This window comes from Selenomonas sp. oral taxon 136 (assembly GCF_001554015.1).
In the GTDB taxonomy this organism is placed as follows: domain Bacteria; phylum Bacillota; class Negativicutes; order Selenomonadales; family Selenomonadaceae; genus Centipeda; species Centipeda felix.
In genome coordinates this window covers 1,260,045-1,276,826 of sequence record NZ_CP014239.1, presented here as the reverse complement: position 1 = coordinate 1,276,826, position 16,782 = coordinate 1,260,045, and the positions used below count along the sequence as shown (strand labels likewise).

Annotated in this window: 20 protein-coding genes and 2 pseudogenes; 3 read left to right on the top strand and 19 right to left on the bottom strand. The window is 53.5% G+C overall.

Going from position 1 to position 16,782, the window contains the following annotated elements:
• Nucleotides 1-119 precede the first annotated feature (119 nt).
• From AXE86_RS06190 to AXE86_RS06170, 6 genes and pseudogenes are all read right to left on the bottom strand, one after another.
• Complete coding sequence (locus AXE86_RS06190; protein ID WP_061945642.1) at nt 120-1,772, bottom strand: hypothetical protein; 1,653 nt, start codon at nt 1,770-1,772, stop codon at nt 120-122.
• Nucleotides 1,769-2,953, bottom strand: a pseudogene (locus tag AXE86_RS06185) (YobI family P-loop NTPase); the annotation flags it as partial. The pseudogene AXE86_RS06185 and the gene AXE86_RS06190, both read right to left, overlap by 4 nt.
• A complete protein-coding gene (locus AXE86_RS13580; protein WP_198145243.1) occupies nt 2,890-3,267 on the bottom strand; it encodes a YobI family P-loop NTPase in 378 nt (125 codons plus the stop codon). The gene AXE86_RS13580 and the pseudogene AXE86_RS06185, both read right to left, overlap by 64 nt.
• Nucleotides 3,268-3,586: 319 nt before the next feature.
• On the bottom strand, nt 3,587-4,177 hold the full coding sequence (locus AXE86_RS06180; RefSeq protein WP_061945638.1) for a type IV toxin-antitoxin system AbiEi family antitoxin domain-containing protein: 591 nt from the start codon (nt 4,175-4,177) through the stop codon (nt 3,587-3,589).
• Between the two features lie 217 nt (nt 4,178-4,394).
• Nucleotides 4,395-6,128 carry an adenine deaminase C-terminal domain-containing protein gene (locus AXE86_RS06175; RefSeq protein WP_061945636.1) on the bottom strand — a complete coding sequence of 578 codons (1,734 nt, stop codon included), beginning with the start codon at nt 6,126-6,128 and terminating at the stop codon, nt 4,395-4,397.
• A 9-nt stretch (nt 6,129-6,137) separates the two neighbouring features.
• Entirely contained in the window at nt 6,138-7,454 is a 1,317-nt protein-coding gene (locus tag AXE86_RS06170; RefSeq protein WP_061945634.1) for an NCS2 family permease, read from the bottom strand.
• Nucleotides 7,455-7,593: 139 nt separating this feature from the next.
• Here AXE86_RS06170 and AXE86_RS06165 point away from each other — a divergent pair, with 139 nt between their 5' ends.
• The 3 genes from AXE86_RS06165 to AXE86_RS06155 all read left to right on the top strand — a co-directional run bounded on the left by AXE86_RS06165 (nt 7,594) and on the right by AXE86_RS06155 (nt 9,128).
• Nucleotides 7,594-7,872, top strand: coding sequence for a hypothetical protein (locus AXE86_RS06165; RefSeq protein ID WP_061945632.1), 279 nt, complete (start codon nt 7,594-7,596; stop codon nt 7,870-7,872).
• Between the two features lie 129 nt (nt 7,873-8,001).
• On the top strand, nt 8,002-8,562 hold the full coding sequence (locus AXE86_RS06160) for a hypothetical protein (RefSeq protein ID WP_061945630.1): 561 nt from the start codon (nt 8,002-8,004) through the stop codon (nt 8,560-8,562).
• Nucleotides 8,563-8,588: 26 nt separating this feature from the next.
• Nucleotides 8,589-9,128 carry a hypothetical protein gene (locus AXE86_RS06155; RefSeq protein ID WP_061945627.1) on the top strand — a complete coding sequence of 180 codons (540 nt, stop codon included), beginning with the start codon at nt 8,589-8,591 and terminating at the stop codon, nt 9,126-9,128.
• Between the two features lie 25 nt (nt 9,129-9,153).
• Here the strand turns inward: AXE86_RS06155 and AXE86_RS06150 are convergent, their stop codons facing one another.
• The 13 genes and pseudogenes from AXE86_RS06150 to AXE86_RS06100 all read right to left on the bottom strand — a co-directional run bounded on the left by AXE86_RS06150 (nt 9,154) and on the right by AXE86_RS06100 (nt 16,778).
• Nucleotides 9,154-10,515 (bottom strand): glycoside hydrolase family 26 protein, encoded by a 1,362-nt coding sequence (locus tag AXE86_RS06150; RefSeq protein ID WP_061945625.1) that lies wholly within the window; start codon nt 10,513-10,515, stop codon nt 9,154-9,156.
• 80 nt (nt 10,516-10,595) lie between these two features.
• Nucleotides 10,596-10,871, bottom strand: coding sequence for a hypothetical protein (locus tag AXE86_RS06145; protein WP_006690722.1), 276 nt, complete (start codon nt 10,869-10,871; stop codon nt 10,596-10,598).
• A gap of 160 nt (nt 10,872-11,031) precedes the next feature.
• Nucleotides 11,032-11,166, bottom strand: coding sequence for a hypothetical protein (locus tag AXE86_RS13485; RefSeq protein ID WP_257721065.1), 135 nt, complete (start codon nt 11,164-11,166; stop codon nt 11,032-11,034).
• 143 nt (nt 11,167-11,309) lie between these two features.
• Nucleotides 11,310-11,810, bottom strand: a pseudogene (locus AXE86_RS06140) (N-acetylmuramoyl-L-alanine amidase); the annotation flags it as partial.
• 95 nt (nt 11,811-11,905) lie between these two features.
• Complete coding sequence (locus AXE86_RS06135) at nt 11,906-12,109, bottom strand: hypothetical protein (protein WP_061945623.1); 204 nt, start codon at nt 12,107-12,109, stop codon at nt 11,906-11,908.
• The gene (locus tag AXE86_RS12125) at nt 12,106-13,371 is read right to left on the bottom strand and encodes a peptidoglycan recognition protein family protein (RefSeq protein ID WP_071884697.1); all 1,266 of its coding nucleotides are present in this window, start codon (nt 13,369-13,371) and stop codon (nt 12,106-12,108) included. The genes AXE86_RS06135 and AXE86_RS12125 overlap by 4 nt, the downstream gene beginning before the upstream one ends.
• A gap of 36 nt (nt 13,372-13,407) precedes the next feature.
• Nucleotides 13,408-14,022, bottom strand: coding sequence for a hypothetical protein (locus tag AXE86_RS06125; RefSeq protein WP_061945621.1), 615 nt, complete (start codon nt 14,020-14,022; stop codon nt 13,408-13,410).
• Nucleotides 14,019-14,522, bottom strand: coding sequence for a phage holin family protein (locus AXE86_RS06120; RefSeq protein WP_061945619.1), 504 nt, complete (start codon nt 14,520-14,522; stop codon nt 14,019-14,021). The genes AXE86_RS06125 and AXE86_RS06120 overlap by 4 nt, the downstream gene beginning before the upstream one ends.
• 11 nt (nt 14,523-14,533) lie before the next feature.
• Complete coding sequence (locus AXE86_RS06115) at nt 14,534-14,824, bottom strand: hypothetical protein (protein WP_061945617.1); 291 nt, start codon at nt 14,822-14,824, stop codon at nt 14,534-14,536.
• Nucleotides 14,825-14,888: 64 nt separating this feature from the next.
• Complete coding sequence (locus AXE86_RS12715) at nt 14,889-15,053, bottom strand: CD1375 family protein (RefSeq protein WP_157064400.1); 165 nt, start codon at nt 15,051-15,053, stop codon at nt 14,889-14,891.
• 2 nt (nt 15,054-15,055) lie between these two features.
• The gene (locus tag AXE86_RS06110) at nt 15,056-15,424 is read right to left on the bottom strand and encodes a hypothetical protein (protein ID WP_061945615.1); all 369 of its coding nucleotides are present in this window, start codon (nt 15,422-15,424) and stop codon (nt 15,056-15,058) included.
• A gap of 4 nt (nt 15,425-15,428) precedes the next feature.
• Nucleotides 15,429-15,971 carry a gp53-like domain-containing protein gene (locus AXE86_RS06105; RefSeq protein ID WP_061945613.1) on the bottom strand — a complete coding sequence of 181 codons (543 nt, stop codon included), beginning with the start codon at nt 15,969-15,971 and terminating at the stop codon, nt 15,429-15,431.
• Nucleotides 15,972-15,989: 18 nt separating this feature from the next.
• The gene (locus AXE86_RS06100) at nt 15,990-16,778 is read right to left on the bottom strand and encodes a phage tail-collar fiber domain-containing protein (RefSeq protein ID WP_061945611.1); all 789 of its coding nucleotides are present in this window, start codon (nt 16,776-16,778) and stop codon (nt 15,990-15,992) included.
• Between the last annotated feature and the right edge of the window lie 4 nt (nt 16,779-16,782).

The window sequence follows — 16,782 nt, the reverse complement described above, 5'->3', positions numbered from 1 at the left end:
CCTCGATATTCTGCACCATATTATCCCTGCTATGCATCTTCATTCGCCCCATGTGCTCTCTCCTATTCCGCTCACATCAAAATCACATTTTGTTTATTATAACATCATATCCCAAAACCTTATGGAACAGCCTTTACCCAGCACACAAAGACAGTCGCCTCTTTCCGATCTTGTTTCGTTGAAGCGATAGACTCTTCTGTAAGACTGGTAATATAATCTATGTTTTCTAATCGTTTCACAATCTTCTCATTGACTTCCGTCTTCGGAATTCGCACCTTACGCTTTGTACGAGGAGCAAAATCGTGATGCGGCTCATCCATATCATCAAAACACCGCTCAAAATCTTCACTCTCCAAAAGATCCGCATACGCCGCCATGAGATCCAATCGCTCGGAGTGATTAAGATCGTTCCACGCGGCAAAGAAGATTTCCTTCGTCATCGGCAGCTGTAGGCTATACAGACTCTTTGCAATCTGCTTCGTCATATACCCAATTCCATACTGTTGAAGGAGTTCCTCTCTTAGAGCAGGACTTGACTCCGGCGCAAAAAAGATCTGTTCCAGAAAGTCCTTCGTGACCGTATTTGCATTGATATGCTCTTCCCGTACCAGAGGCAAAAGTATACGCAGGATCGACATGTCGAATCCGCCATTGACAAATGCACGGATAAAATCGTCATCCAGACACTCCGTGCCTGACTCACGTAAAGAATCGCTGTACGCCTCTATAAATATCCGCAATTCCTGTGTTATATGGAACTGTGACCAATATGCATAGATATTTTCCCACGTTGCTGCTAGTTTTTTCGTCGATAAAATCGTATCCCATATCCGACGAACATTTTCCTCGTAGTTTTGGAGATGGACATAGCAGTAATCCCGCAAGCTAAATGCACAGAAGTCCTCTTTTTCAATAAGGCTTTGACAAAGCTCCACCTCCCCGATCAACTGATCCAACAGTGCAGAAATGTCAGCTTCATCGTCCGCAAGATGCTCTTGTTGGAGCATAACTTCCTTTGTATAGGAAATCAAATTGTCATGCACACGTTCCACGAGAGGTGCGTAACCGGTCTTCCGAATGACCGTATAACTCTTTTCGGGGAAGTCATTCGTCAAATGAGGGGCAACATGTGCAATTACATTTTGTACCATATCCACATTCAGGACATAACGATTATTCGTGAATATATCGTCCAACACTTTTCTCGGCACGCCCGCAGTATCAAGATGATGAAACTGAACCGAAAGGACATCCAACGCCTCACATATTTCGCTTGGTCTTACCCCCTTTAACCGTTGCAGGATATTTGCATTCCGCTCAAAAACGTCAGTTAATGTACTATTAACATTAAGTTCAGCAATTCTTTCCTTTGGAACATTTTCCAAAATCCGCATAAGTAACACAACCTGTTGATCATAGGATATCCACATATGATCTTCCATCCGGCACCACATATTCGTCCAACGCTTTGCTAATGCTGCGACGAGTCTTCCGGATGACTCTTCTCTTTCCAGATAAGAGCAAAGGAATTCCCAGCTTATTTTGTCTGAATCCTTCAGCCTGGTATACAGCGCCTCTTTTTTCTCATCCTCTCCACATTGAGAAAGAAGTGCATCCACAAGATCGCAGTTATAAATTCCCTTTTGTCCAAAATCCTCTACACTTAACTCTTGAATAACGGCAAATGGTTTATGTATCTTATAAAAGAATTCTGTTTCTCTTTGTTCCTTGACTGCCCGTATAAAGTTTCGATCACTCTCTGGATAACTCACCCCTTTAAAGTAGTTGATGTAGTCCGCATAGGTTTCATCAATATAGCCCCGACGAAGAAGAAATATACCAACGAGATATTATGTTCGTTCATAATTGCACGAAGAGGGGCTCGCTGAAGGGCTCGCAATTCCTTTTCCTTGGCTGATGCCTCTTCACCGCTATGTGTGTTCAGCCACTGGCGCAGTTCCTCCTCTTTTTGTTTTCTATATGTAGGCTTACCCGTAGTAAATACTTCCTTAATAACCCCCTGCCCTGATTGCATCTCAGCGAAGTCCTGTGGATAGAGGTTCTTGAAGAGCATCATCGCGAAAATCTTATGATCCGCAAGTGTAATCGTTGCTCTTTTCTTCAGGGTTCTTCTATAAGTCAGATAGTTATTGCATATATTGTAAAGAATTCGCATATTGTCAATATATGGCGCGATGTCCATCATAAACTGCTCTGGAATTTCACATTCATACGGATTATTTCTCCGTATCTCTCCTAGCCATGCCAACAACGCCTCTCTGGAGTTGGTCGTGTTGATGATTGGAATCACAGGAATGATAAAATCAAAGAACTTTGTTTGGTCTTCCTTACCAAACAAATCGTCACGAACAGCGTAAACAAAGACAATAGGTTTCTTCGATATTGCATCGCTATTGTTCAAAAGGGTATTGAGTTCGCGCAGGCGTACAAAGATATTTGGCTCATCCAGTCGATCCAAATCCTCGAAAAATACAATACGGTATTTTGTTGCTTCAAAGAAATAGACAATTTCATCCAAATTCCTGTTAAAAACGGAATCTGATTCCCTTTCTGATTCGATTCCGGTGCCTGCGGGTAGCTTCAGCACTTTTAGCTTGAAATTGGAGAACAGAAATCTCCATTTGTAAACAGCGCCTCCAAGAACGAGTGCTACAAAAAGACATAATATTACCGCCCCTGTCACAGTCGAAACCCCCCATCCCAACGCCATCCAGTCAACGAGAGCCACCACTCGATCGAGGGTAAAAGGAACAAACAGAAAAACAAGTGAAATGCTCAGAAAGAGAACAAGAACGGCACTGCAATAGTCATTCCAAAAGGATCTATCGCAGAGTTTATGATAGCGGCTCTGTGGAATCTCATTTGATTTCACCTTGTAGAAAATCTGCTTAAGGATCCACTCAGATACTTCGTCCAACGTTTGAGACGAATCATCATGTCGACGCGTTTTTCCTGTCTGTCAGTATCTCCCTTACAAATTTCAAACTCCGCCATCGAGACCTTCATTGATACGTCTGATATGATGCGATTTTTACTACAAAGGTGATCGAAAATAATGTGTTTTCTCTCACGTTCTCTTCGTAAAAAGGTTTCAATGATACTACTTTTTCCGGAGCCATATGCCCCCGCAAGAGCAATGTTATGGATATCTTTCTGCTGAAACGCCCATGTGAGTGCGTGTAGATATTCCTCCACCTGTTCCGCAGAATCCGTTGGTGTCAATGCTTTATACGATAATCTGCTCATATATTCCCATATCTTTCATATTGTATAATATCCAATATCTTGAAAACGTTTTCCCTACCGCCCCCTCAGCCTCTCCGTGATTTGCTTGAAAAAATCTGCACTCCATAGATTCAGACTCGATCTGTTACGAATGAACGGTTCGACATCCTGTCGCGCCTGTGCAAAATCAATGGCGTCAAACCGCTCGCACAGCATCCGTTTGATCTTGGGGGGATCACAGGGGGGTCGGGTGAGATTCAGCCCGAATGACCGCACTTCTTTTTCCAGTGCAGGAAAGTACGCCGCAAGGTCGAATGCAGTATCTGCTCGATCCCTGCATTCATCCTCTCTGCCTCCTTTGCAATAATGTGACTAGCCGTCTGATATTCGTCGATCGATAAAACTGCGCGAGAAATGAAACTTTCTCTGCACTTAAACTCTGAAACGCCGTCTCTTCCACGCGGAGATCGTCAAATATGAGTGCAGACAGTTCCCTTGTGTTTGCGGTCGGCGGCATGGTATAAAGCTGATCGCAAAGTGCCTTCTCGGGTTCTGCGATACGATAAAAATAGTCCCCCTCCTGCAAGAGTCTGATGCCCAAAGGGAATACGGCGAATGGAACATCTCGATAAAGGAACACGCCAAAAGGCGTTTGATATTTCTTATTCTTTCTCTTTTCAAATGTAGCACTTGTAACCGCATAAACAGCCTCAGGGATCATACCATAGAATCCCAACGCATACGCAAAAGAAATGTAAGAGGGTCCATAAATGCTTCCGGCAAGAAGATGCCTCGGGACATCTCGATCTGTTTCATAGCGCTCTCTTACGATCTGGATATATATTCCCTTTTTGACGAGGCGGGATAGTTTTGCTTTAGGATTTGCATAGGAGCTCAGCTCCGCTAATATCATATTTGTAGTTTCTATCATATCTGCTCCTCCTAGTTCAATCATATTGGACTAGAAGGAGGAAATCAATCATTTTACGGAATTATTGATACAATGAAGTCCGCCATTGATGTAGAGTTTCTATCTTTTTATCTACAAAGGAAACAAGCCGGACACGTAGCAAGGGCCATAGTGTCCGATCTTCTATTAAAAGGACGACAGAGCAGATTCGCTCCGTCGTCCCTTTTTATCAGTGAAATCATATTCTCTCTGCTGTCCGCAGCTCTACGATCAGCGACACGATCTCCCCCCGCCGCACATCGACGATGCCTTTATCCGTCAGCTTGATATCGGGGCTGACGGGGAGTGCAAGTGTCGCAAAGGACATGATGGCATTATCATGCCGATAGCCGTTTTCCGTGAGGGCGCGGCGAACGTGCGCGATCTGCTCGCCGAGAACCGGGAGCGGGCGGTCAGAGAGGATGCCCGCGATCGGCAGCGGCGCAAAGGCCTGCATGCGGCCGTCCCGCACCGCGGCAAAGCCGCCCTGCGCCTCAATGACGGCGTTCGCCGCCGCCTGCATATCCGCCGCGGTCTGTCCGAGGACAAGCAGGTTGTGGCTGTCGTGCGCATAGGTGGTCGCCGCCGCGCCGCGCGTGAGCGCTGTCCCGCCGACGAGCGCCATGCCGCAGCCGCCATTTTTGCCGTGCCGCTCAAAGACACAGGCAAGGTTGTAGGGGCTGCTCTCCCAGTCGATCACGCCGCCGCGCACGGGCAGCTCTGCCCGCCCCTCCGCAACAAAGGTCGTATGCTCCTGTACCTCGAGGATGCGGCAGAGCACCGTCCCCTCCGCAATCGGCGCACGCAGAACGAAGTCCTCGGCACTGCGCGGCGCCAGATGCACGCTGCGGTAAAAATGCGCGGGGAACGACGTGTCACGTTCCGGCTCCTCCCACGCCTCGCCGCACGCAAAGACCTGCCGTCCCGCGCGCCAGACACGCTCGATCTCAAAGGCCCGCAGATCCGAGAGCACGACGAAGTCGGCGATGCGGCCGGGGGCAATCGCGCCCTTGTCCCGCAGCCCCATGTGCTGCGCGGGTGCATAGGTCGCCGCATAGACCGCCTCCTCGGGCGCAAGGCCGAGCTCCATGCTCCGCCGAACGAGATGGTTCAGCTGTCCGCGCCGCATGAAGTCGTCGGGCATTGTATCATCCGTAACGAGGGCAAAACGCCCCGACAGACGGTTCTCCATGAGGTAGTCGAGGAACTCCTTCTTCAGCGTCTTTTCCTGCAGCTGAATGAACATCCCGTTCGCCGCGCGCTGCGCGAGACCCTCGAGCGACTGATCCGTGTGATCGGAGCGGATGCCGCGATAGAGGAGCTGCGCCAGTTCCCAACCGACAAAACGCGGGCAGTGCCCCTCGATGGAGAAATCCGGCCGGCCGTGCTGAATCTGGCGGATCAGACGATTCGTCTTGGAGTGCGCGTCTGCAATGACCTCGCGGCAGTTCATCACCTCGCCGAGGCAGATCACCTGATCCATGTGCATGAGCGCCTCGACATCATCGTTCTCGATCGCAGCACCCGCCGTCTCGAGCGCGTCATTCGTCGACGGAACGGACGAGGGGATGGCGATGCGGACGTCGCAGGGGCCGTCCTGCGCACTCTGCATCAGCGCGCGGATGCCTGCGAGACCGAATACATTTGCGATCTCATGCGGCTCCGCGATGAGCGTCGTCACACCGCTGCGTGCCGCGCCGTTCATAAACGTACGCGGCGCACACATCGTACTTTCAATGTGCATATGGCAGTCGATCAGCCCAGGGATGACGTACTGCCCCGCGAGATCGACCGTACACTGCGGTGTGAGCGGCAGTTCGTCCATGCCGACATAGGTGAAGCGATCGCCGCTGACAGCAATATTGCCCGGGATGAATTTTTTGAGATAGCTGTTGTATATCTTTCCATCAGTCAAAAGGATGTCAATATCCATACCATACTCCTATTTTACCCCTGCAATGGCGTAGAAATAATACGCGAGCAGGAGGACAAGCAGATAGTGTCCCTTGTGCAGCTCCGCCGTGCGCCCCATGGCAAGCTTGATAATAACGAACGAGATAAAGGCGACGGAGATGCCGTTCGCGATGTTGAACGTGAACGCGGTGAACGCAACGCAGAGAAATGCAGGGATATACTCGGCGATATCCGTATAGTCAAGATTGCGCATACCCGCCATCATGCTGACGCCGACGTAGATAAGGACAGGCGCCGTCGCCGCTGCGGGGATCATGAGCGCAAGCGGCGTCACGGCGAGGATGAGAAGAAACGCAGCTGCCGTCGTGCACGCCGTCAGTCCCGTGCGGCCGCCCGCCTCGACCCCCGCGCCGGACTCGAGATAGGTAATGAGCACGGGGATCGTAAAGAGTGAGCCGATCGTCGCGGCGATGGAGTCCACGTGAAAGACCTTGTCAAGCCCCGGCAGATCGCCATTTTTGTCGAGGAAACCTGCCTTGCCCCCGATGCCGATCGCCGTGCCGAAGCTGGAAAAGAAGTCCGGCAGGAAGAACGCAAAGAGGAACGGCAGATACGCGAGATTGAGCGCACCACCAAGGTCAACGTTGAAGAAAATGGGGGCGATGCTGTCCGGGATACGGAAGATGCTCTCGGGGAGCTTGGTGACGCCCATGGGGATACCGATCACCGTTCCCGCGAGAATACTGATGAGCGCTCCACCGCGCACCTTACGTGCAGAGAAAACCAGCAGAATGATGAACGTGATCGCCGCGAGGAGGACAACCGGCTGTGTGAGGTCGCCGAACGAGAGCGCGACCTTTTTCGCGTTGACCGCCAGCAGCTTGGCATTGCGCATGCCGATAACCGCGAGGAAGATGCCCACACCCGCACCGATCGAGATCTTGATGCCGCGCGGGATTGTCATGACAATAGCCTTTCGTATGCCAAGCACTGTCACGATGATAAAAAGCAATCCGCTCAGAAAAACGATCGCACTCGCCACACCAATCGGTACATTCTGCAGCTGCACCATCGTAATCGAAAAAATCGCGACACTGCCCATGCCGGGCGCGAGGGCAAAGGGACGGTTCGTATACAGCCCCATTGCCATCGTCGCAGCGAAGATCATAAGCACCATGCCCGTGAGCATCGCTCCCGTCGGAACGCCTGCCTCACCCATCATGTGCGGGACAACGGCGAGCACATAGCCCATCGTTGCAAATGTCGTGAGCCCTGCGATGACCTCCGTTGTCGCCGTTGTGTGATTCTCCTGCAGCCGAAACTGCCGCTCAAAGAATGAATTCATTGGACACGCCTCCCAAAGGCAATCATAAAAAATTGAAGACGCTTTATTATAAACCCGTTATCAAACTTTTCCAATAATAAAGACGAAAATATTTCCTGCGTCTCTAAAATCCCGCGCCCCTGTCAATATGAGGAAGATTATGGCACGCGCAGCCAACGCCGAACGAGCGTCGAACGGCAATGCAGAGAAACGGCTCCGCAGTGAAAGCAGACTTTTCGAGGATGGCCGCCGCCCCGCGCGCAAACGGCTGGAGCACATCGGCGATCTGTCAGCCCGCTGTCACTCGGATGCAGTACTCGACGAGGAGCTTTTCCCCTCCTGCGTCGCGAGGCAGTCTACACTGTGCGTATCCATGGTGATTGCGCCTATTATACCATATTTATGCTACGCACGGCTTCCTCTCCAGTACGCAAAATAAGCGCTTGCACATGCTCTGCTGCCGCCCATACATAAAGTTCTCTCCAAAAGGATTTTCAGCATGTTCAGAGAATTATTCTTTAGATTTTGAATTCAACGAAGGAGAACACATTATGTACAAGAATCTTTTATGTTCCATCTTCTTCGCCGCAGTGCTGCTCCTATATGGGGAACTGTGCATGCTGTCGAGAAGGAATTCCCGCTGATCGAGAATGCGGATGCCGCGGTCTTTGTCAACCGAGTGAACGAGGTTCTGCATGGGGAGGACTCCCCTGTCGTCCTGACTCCGCCCGCATACGACAAAGCAAAATCCGATTTAATGATACCGCTCTATACATCCCATACGCCGAGCGGTGTCACGGTCGATCTCTATATGACGCCCGACCGCGCTTATGTGCATCGTGCAGCGGCAAACACCGAAGTGATTGATGTGCAGGGTCTCAACGAAGCGATCGCAGTGATTGCCGCCGTTGCTCTCGCCAGCGGTATGACACACGATGAAATGTCCGAACTGTTCCTATGGAAGCCCGCAGAGGAGGTATACGCCCCAGACGAGCTGAAATGGGTCACGCCGGAAACGACGTTCAAGGTCAGTCGCGTTTACTGCAATGCGCGGCAACAGATGATGGGCTCCGACTATCTCCGCGTTGGCCCATTTGTAACGATGAGTATCTATGCCGTCCATCAGTGAAATGAGAAGATTTCGGAGGAAAACACATGAAAAGGCAATGGCTTGTCCCACTCGTCTGCGCCCTTACTTTATTCCTCTTTGCGGGAACGGCGCTGGCGGCGCCGCAAAAATCCGCCCCCATCCCCCTGCGCAATGACATCAGCTATGACGCCTTTCTCATGGAGCTAAACAGCTGGCTTTCCAGAGAGGAATTTCACATTGATCTGTCCGCGCCTGAATACACTGCAGAGATCTCTGAGGATGGCTTTACGGCCTATCTCGCCTCTACACCCAGCACCACGCAAGTCGCATTTTATACAAGAGATGGTCTCCTGTACCGCGCAGTGACGCTCTACCGACCGGACAACAAAGAGATGACGGCAGATGCAACCAAGCTCATCACCGCAATCTGTCTCACAAACGGGCTGACCCCGGACGAAATGATGAAGCTCTTTCAGCGTCAAAAAGTCGATGACAAAACGCAGCTCGGACGGGTGTACTGCAAAAAAACACGGAAAGACATTTACACGATGTCACACCGAATGGACGAACATGTCGTAGCCGTCGGTGTATACGCACTGGACTAGTGCGAATCGATGGCGTTTCTATACATCATCTTTGCACAGGCACAGGCAATCCCCGCCAGTCTCCGAGACCGTCGGCGAAGAGCGAGGTCTCCTCATTATAGTAGTCGATGAATCCGTCGACGAGTTCATGCCCGCGCGTATCGCTGACCATGAAGGGCTGGTAGAAGTTCTTCTCCTCCTGCTCAAAGTTCGCCCACGTCATGAGATACGGGATATGATGACGCCGCGCGGCGACTGCCGCCGCACTCGTCCAATGCGGATCGTCATTGCCCGTGAGCGCGAGCCCGCCGCCGTTTTTATGAACGCCGACCTCGGTGAGCGCGGGGAGTTTGCCGTGCGCATCCGCCGCGGACACAACCAGCGCCGCCGCATGCTCAAGCCGCTTCAAAAAGGCGGGCGTATCGTCGTCATCGTCGTAGAAGTCAAAGCCGAATACGTCCACATACGCATCGCCCGGATAGCGGTCGAGATAGTCCTCCGTCGATGAGAACGGCGCGTTCGGCGCATAGACGTAGAGCGCATTGTGCACGCCGCGCACATCGCGCAGATAGTGGACCGTGTACTGCCAGAGCGCAGTATAGTCCGCGCCGTCCGTCCCCGCTGCGCCCCACCAGAACCAGTCTCCGTTGTGCTCATGGAGCGGGCGAAAGAGCACGGGGATGCCGCGCCTCTGCATGCGCAGCAGAAAATCCGCGACCATATCAAGGTAGGCCGTATAGACCGGATGCAGATCGCCGCCCGGAGCGGCGCGGTGCAGAACATGCCCCGAGAGATCGTCCGGCGAATATCCCGAAAAGTCATAGCCGCCGTCCGCCTGCGGACGCTTTGCCGCGCGCGCGAGGTTGGGGATGTGCATAGAGAGCGTCAGGATCGCGCCCTCATTCGACGCCTCCGCCGCGATCCGCTCGAGTTTGTCCGCACAGCTCATGCCCGCTGCGCGCTCCGCATCGGTCAGCTCCAGCTCCTCACCCGTCAGCGAGAGCGCGTCGAGCCCGACGATCCCTGCGAGCGCCCCCGTCATATCCTTCGTATCGGAGTTCGTGCCGTCCGCAATGCGAAAAAATTTATGATGCGCGTCGTTCTGATGTCCGTAGATTGTGTACTGCAGGCGCCCGAGCGCCGTAAGATACGCATAGAGCTGCCGCGTCTCCGCCGTCGCCGCCGCATCGGCGAGATGCACCGTACGTGGAGCAGCGGCGCGGAGCGTCTCGAGTGCCGGTGCGTCGCGGCGCGCCTTTGCCGCGTCGGGCAGAACCGTCCGCGCCCGATAGACAGGATCCGCCGGATCGTCCACGGGATGTGCGGCGGCAGAGAACGGCATAAGACCGAGCAGTGCCCCGATCAGGGCACATGTGCGCATTGCCCCGGCAAAAGTGGAATATATCATTCGATTTCCTCCTTTGCAGATATTATAGCACAAAAAAACACCCGCCCCCGTAGGAGTGGGTGCCCTATGATCTCCGAATATCAGGTATTCTTCGCAATGATCGCGCCAACGACAGCGCCTGCGATGGCGGCCGTAGTCATGCTTCCCTTCGAGTAGCGCTTGCTGCCGCTCTTGCGCCGTCCGCCCCATGCGAGCTGCTGAACATCATCGCGTCCGTCAAAGCTCGTGTACGACGCGCGCTCTGCCGGTACACTGAGCGCGTGCGCGGATACCTCGGCCACGCCTGCGGCACCGTAGCTCATGGCGCCGACGATCGCGGCGATCGCAGTCCGCTTCATCATCTTTGTTGTCATCATGTGAACCACATCCTTTCAGACGGCGCTGCCGTCAACCTATCACGGTTTCTGGGGATAGAATACGATGCGCATATGGGAAATGGATATAAAATGAATTTAAGTTCTGTTAGGACTTACTGCTAATTTTTATGGCTGCATAAAATGACGGAAAGATACGGCGTCAGTTCATCGTGTCACTCGCAGCCAGAAAGGGATCGATCAGAGTGGGCAGGAAGATGTCCGTTGAGAGCAAGGCGAACGCCACAACTGTGCTCAGTATGACGAGGAAGGAATGCCTGCGTTTTGTTCGTTCCATGATCATCCCTTGATTTCCCCAATAAAATGACCGCCGGTCATATTTGCTGAATGCATTATATGACTGACGGTTATTTTTATGGATCGGAATTTGTGGGGTACCGTGATCGTATATGAGCGTCCTCCCAGCCTTGGCAGGGCGGTCTACTTGTGCTGACGATACCACTCCGCCTTTCCTCGAATCACGTCGCCGCCGCGCGTGCCGTCCTTCGCCCATGGGTGAAACGCGGGGCTCTCCGCTGTACCGAGGTACTCGAGGTCCCAGCGCTCGCATGTCGTGCGCGGTCCATAGGGCGCATGAGCGCACACACCGTCCTCGTTATCGGCGGCCTCGCCGTGCGTCAGGACGCGCTCCTTATCGATCGTCAGCCAGAGGCCGTCAGCGAGTGCCGCGGCCGCCATCGCCAGCCCCTCGATCTGCGCGGCCGTCGGCGGCTCGCCCCCGAGGTCGTCCGTCGTCGCATCGACGCAGCCGAGGAGGGCGATGCTGACGCTCCCGCTATTGCGCCGATAGGTCGCGGCAAGTACATCATCGAGTACGCCGTCCCCGATGACGTAGATGCCGCCGTCCGCATCGACCTGCACATGGTAGTCCGCGAAGAACTGCCCGTAGTGCCCCGCCGTCCAGTGGAGGTAGATCTTAGTTTACTTCTTGTTACATGGGACATTTGTCAATATAAAAATAAGCCCCAGAGCCGAAGCTCCGGGGCTGTGTTGTTTTCTCTCTGCTTATGCGCGATCTACTCCAATGTGATGATCTCCTCATGCAAGCGCTGCCCGTCTACAAGGCGAACAATGCTCGCGCTCTTGTCAAACGAGGAAAAGCTTGGAATGGACGCCATCATGGATTCGTTTGGACACTCCGACTCCGCAAAGATGTCGCGAATCTTACTGATGATATCCTCGGTGATCGGCTCGGCGCTAAGAATTTTGATGTTCTTCATTTCTTTGTTCCTCCTACTGTCAACATGGCGAGTGCTTCCGCTTTTTCTCTCACAAAGCGACTGCGCAGCCCGCCAATCACTCCGGCGCTTCCATTACAGAATCCGTTTGCGCTTCTCCATACGCCGCCGTGAAGCCGTACGGAATCACATTCGGCGATGAGGAAGTCATAGGTCGCTATAATGAGATCATGGTCAAAATATGCGTCATCCACATATGAGAGGTTCGGATGCCCGAGTTTCTCGCACGCCGTCTGCATGAGTTCGACGCATCCACTCGGACCGTTCTGCACCGCACGCGACAGGATGACGGCACGCATCGCCGTTGTGTGCTTGTCGGCGCAGTAGTTCTCCTTGCAGAGCAGATCGGAGGCGCGTTCGTAGTATCGCTCCTTGATGTATGCGTCTTGGAGCATTCCAAAGTTGCCGGGGTCAATCGTTCCGATCTCCTGCCACTGACGCTTAAACTCCTCGCTGTTGATCTCAAGCTCAGATAAGACACGCCCGTAGTTGGCAAACTCGTCCACGGGATAGTCGCAGAGCCACGCGAGAAATTCTTTCACGCTCCCCTGCGCACTTGATAACTGATAGAGCCCGTAGCTCACGCCGCCGAGGTCGCCGTTTCCGGGTGATACGCATGCGGGGTCGCCGCTGCTCTCATATTTATGCGCAAGCACGGAGATTTTCTTGATGTCGTCCTGATTCAGCTCCTGGCGCATCCGCGTGACTTCCTCCTCATGCTGATCGCCGCTTGACGGCGGATTTTCTGATGGTGCGCCGTAGCGGTAGTAGTTCGCTTTCCCCGTGATCGTTTCATCGTCTAGGAGTGCTTGCAGATTCGCGCCGGGGCATTCGGTCGGCATCAGTTCTCCGTGGCCGACGACGTGCGCGCGGTCAATCGGAATGTCGTAGTCCTCGCAGAGATTCGCGATGAGCATCGCCGTCCGCTCGATCTGTGCAGTCGTCGGCTGTGCGTGCGAAAAATCACCAGACAGATGGATGCCGATGGTGTGCGCGTTATCCCCCTGCGCGTGTGCTCCGATTGCCCAGACGGGGCGGCCTCGCTCGATCGCCCCGTCTTTGCGGACGACGAAATGGTAGCCGATCCCCGACCATCCCTGATTTTGATGCCACTCGTGGATTTGCTCTGCAGATGCATCGATGTCTGCCTGTCCCGTGTGGTGGATGACGATCATGTTTGTTTTCGTTCGCTTCGACAGCTCCCCGAAATTCAGATTCGTCTCCTTGATGTTGACTCTTTCCACGTTCTTCTCCTTTCACCTTTCCGCCGGACGGCGGTGTTATTTGCTGAGAGCAACGCCGCCCAGAATAACAGCGATGATCTGCCATACGGTGATCTTATTGTTCAGCCGTTTTTCCCGGCGAGCGTGCTTCTGCTCGTTTTTCTGGAATTCAAGGCGCGTATTTTGCAAGGATTTGTTCGCTCTCTGCAATGCGCTCGCGGCATTCTCGGATTCGCTCCCCAGTCCCGTCAATCGTTCTTTCAGCTGTGCAATTTCGCTCCTCTGCGCGGTCAATGCGCTCGATAGCTGCACGGCTTCGTTCTGCGAGATCGTCAGTGCCTCTTGCGATACTCTCAGCTGTTCTTTCAGCGTCGCCGATTGCTCCTGCAGCGCTCTCACTTGCTCCTCGGATGCGGTCAGCTCCCTCCGCGCTTCGCTCAGCGCCTTGTTCGATTCGGTCAAGGCTGCGCGCGCTTTCTCCAAGTCCCGCGCGGATTCGCTCAATGCTTGCTCCTGCATCACGTTGTTCTCTTTCAGTCGCATCAAGTCCGCGCTCGACATTGACACTGCCGCCTCCTGCTGGTTCTCGGTCGCCGAGCAGATACCACAGCCCGGCGATGCCAAGAACAGCAAGTACAAGAGCACCAACGAGCACATAACTTTTCTTGTCATGCATCGCTCCTCCCTCCTCTATTTTTCTGCACCATCGCCGCGCTCTTCTCGTCCTTTTCCTTTGCGATCTGTTCGAGGGTCTCGGTCAGTCGCTTTGGAATGGGCGCGCCCGCATTTCCTGCGTTCTCAATGATGCTCAGTCCTTCGTTTCCGATATAGAACCACACGATCATCGTATGCACGGCGGATGTCCCCATCGCCGTATCGATGTAATGCGCCAGTGCCACGATACACAGAATCGACACTTTGCGGACGATGCCCAGCGCCCCCACGCGGCTGCTCGGGCCTTTTTTGCTGTCTGGGTGCTTTCTCTTGTAGCGGTACGCGGCAAGGACACCTGTCACATAGTCGATGGCCATCGCTACAACGAGCGCCTCAACGAGGCTATTCCACCCAAGCAAATACCCTGTAATTCCGCCCGCGACGGAACACCCTGCCCCCCATATCGCCTGCATTTCCGTTGGGATCATCCCTTTCAAAAAAATCATTACATCCTGCATGTTACCCTCCCTTAAAAGCGCACCTGATACATCAGCACGCCCGCGCAGTCGGCAGCGAAGTCCTTTCCGTCCCAGTGCCCGTCTGACCACTCCTTCAGTGCGCCGATCGCGAGCGTCGTCGTCGCTGCCCAAAAGCTATTCATCCCTGCGTTGCGCCTCAGCTGATCGCAGATGAGATAGCTGACTCCCGCGTGCGCGATGCGGTCAACTCCTACGCTGTCAACGAGGCGGTGCTGTGCCATCGTCGTAGGAGTACTCATAAGGATGCCGATAAATATTGCTGTTGCGATTAGTTTCTTCATTCCGTCCCCTTTCTCTGCACAGAAAAAGCCGCCACGCGTTATGACGGCTATTCTGCGCTTCTCATCATCCTACGGGGTGCTCGACGATCCACTCTGCGACCTTCTCGCGGTACGTCTCCGGTACAACGCGCAGGTTCTTCGGGTTGTCCTCCGGGGACAGTGCAAATTTCCCCCCCTGCACGAGGACGCCATAAGCGACGACGATGTAGCTATAGATTGTTGCTGCCATTGTTATTTCCCTCCTTTGAGTTTTGCAAGTTCTGCCTCAAGCGCCGCGATGCGGCCCTGCATATCTACCATGCCCTCCATGACGGCAAGCTCTGTTTCTGGTACGTTTGCTGTTGGCTCTTCTGTTGTCTCTACGGGCGGAGCAGGGGGGGCAGATACGGGCTTACCCGTCTGTTGGTCACGGATGTAGCCCGTGCCGTTGTCACCTGCACCGCGATTGCCGATGTAGTGCTGGTAGTCCTCATCCGAGATGGGAATATAACCGTCGTTGATATATACTTGACGCTCCTCGTCGGTGGTGTAGTGGATGCCCCTGACGACTGAGGATTCGCGTCGTCCTGTAACGTCAAACTTGGATAACAGTTCAGTCATGCTATTACCTCCCTATTGCAAGATACGCCATCGAGAACTCTTCCGGTGTTGCCTCTATTCCTACACCGTTGTACGTCAGTATCTTCACTTGGAAACTGTTTTGATCCTTTGGGCAAGCTTTATACACCCTGAAAGAGTTGTTACTCGGATTGTTATCCCACACAAGCACCGTATAGGTGTTTTCCTCAAAACTGATTGGCAGCGTTATATTCCGCACGCTTTCGTCGCCCGCTTCCTTAGAAAGCATAGCCAAGGAGACTCTCCCCCACTGCATCTTAAGTTTATCAAACGCGCTGCCGAACACAGTGAATCCGTTTATGCCAAAACTGGCAGAAAACCCCGTCTGCTTGATAGCATCCTTCAAAACTGTTGATAGAGCGCGTCTCACCCATCCCATTGTCGCAGGTGCATCGTTTTCCACTGCTCCGGCAAGCACTTCAATCTCTTTAACGGCAATTTTGTCAAAATATCCCCCGCTCCAATGCTTCTTTTCCGTCCCGATGCTGCCTTCCCCATTCGCACGTGGGACGTAGTTTCTTGTCGCCATGTGTCACCAATCCTTTCTTTACATTACTTTCGGCATGATGTTGCCGTCCTCGTCCAGATCGTAATTGACGCTGTAATGCGGCTCTGCCGTCGGCATAATGCCGCCGCCCTCGTCAATCTCGAACATGTCGCCGTCGATGGTGTAGAGTCGTTTGACCCGCCAAATAACGGTACCGTCTGTAACGCTGACTCCGAGATGGACGTCGCTCAGGTCTTGCAGCGTCGCCGCCGTTGTCCCCGCCCGCACACATTCAAGGCGAAGGTCGTGTCGCGTGAGCTGCGTGTCGTAGAGGATGTCCCCCGCCTCATAGCGCGTACTTCGCCGCACAAGTCCGGCGCCGTTTGCGAGCATCTCTGTGTTGACCAGTCCCGCCGGGTCGATGCGCACCTCGATGTTCGCCGCATTGGAGACGGCGATGTTCATGGCGTACGTCGCCGCCTGTTTGAGGGCGGCGGTCTTCGGCGGGATGCTCTCTGGATTCGGGTCAAGAGAGATCATGTAGAGGATTTCGCCTTTGTCGGGGTCTTTCGCGAAAAGTCCCCACTCGCGCGCGTAGAATGCTGCTGTGACCTGTGACGATGAGATGACGCCCGTGACGGTGCATAAGCCGTCCTTCGCCACAACGCTGCTGATACCGAAGACGGCTTTGGGTCCGACAAGATCAGTCATGGTCTCGATTGCGTCGAGTCCCTCCGTCCCGTCCCCGAGTTTGATTTTCGTCAGTTCAAGCTTGCATTGTCCCGCCTCCACTTTGATTTGCAAGTCGCGCCCCGCTTTCGTGAGGCGTCCGCCTGTCCAGTTTGCCATAACT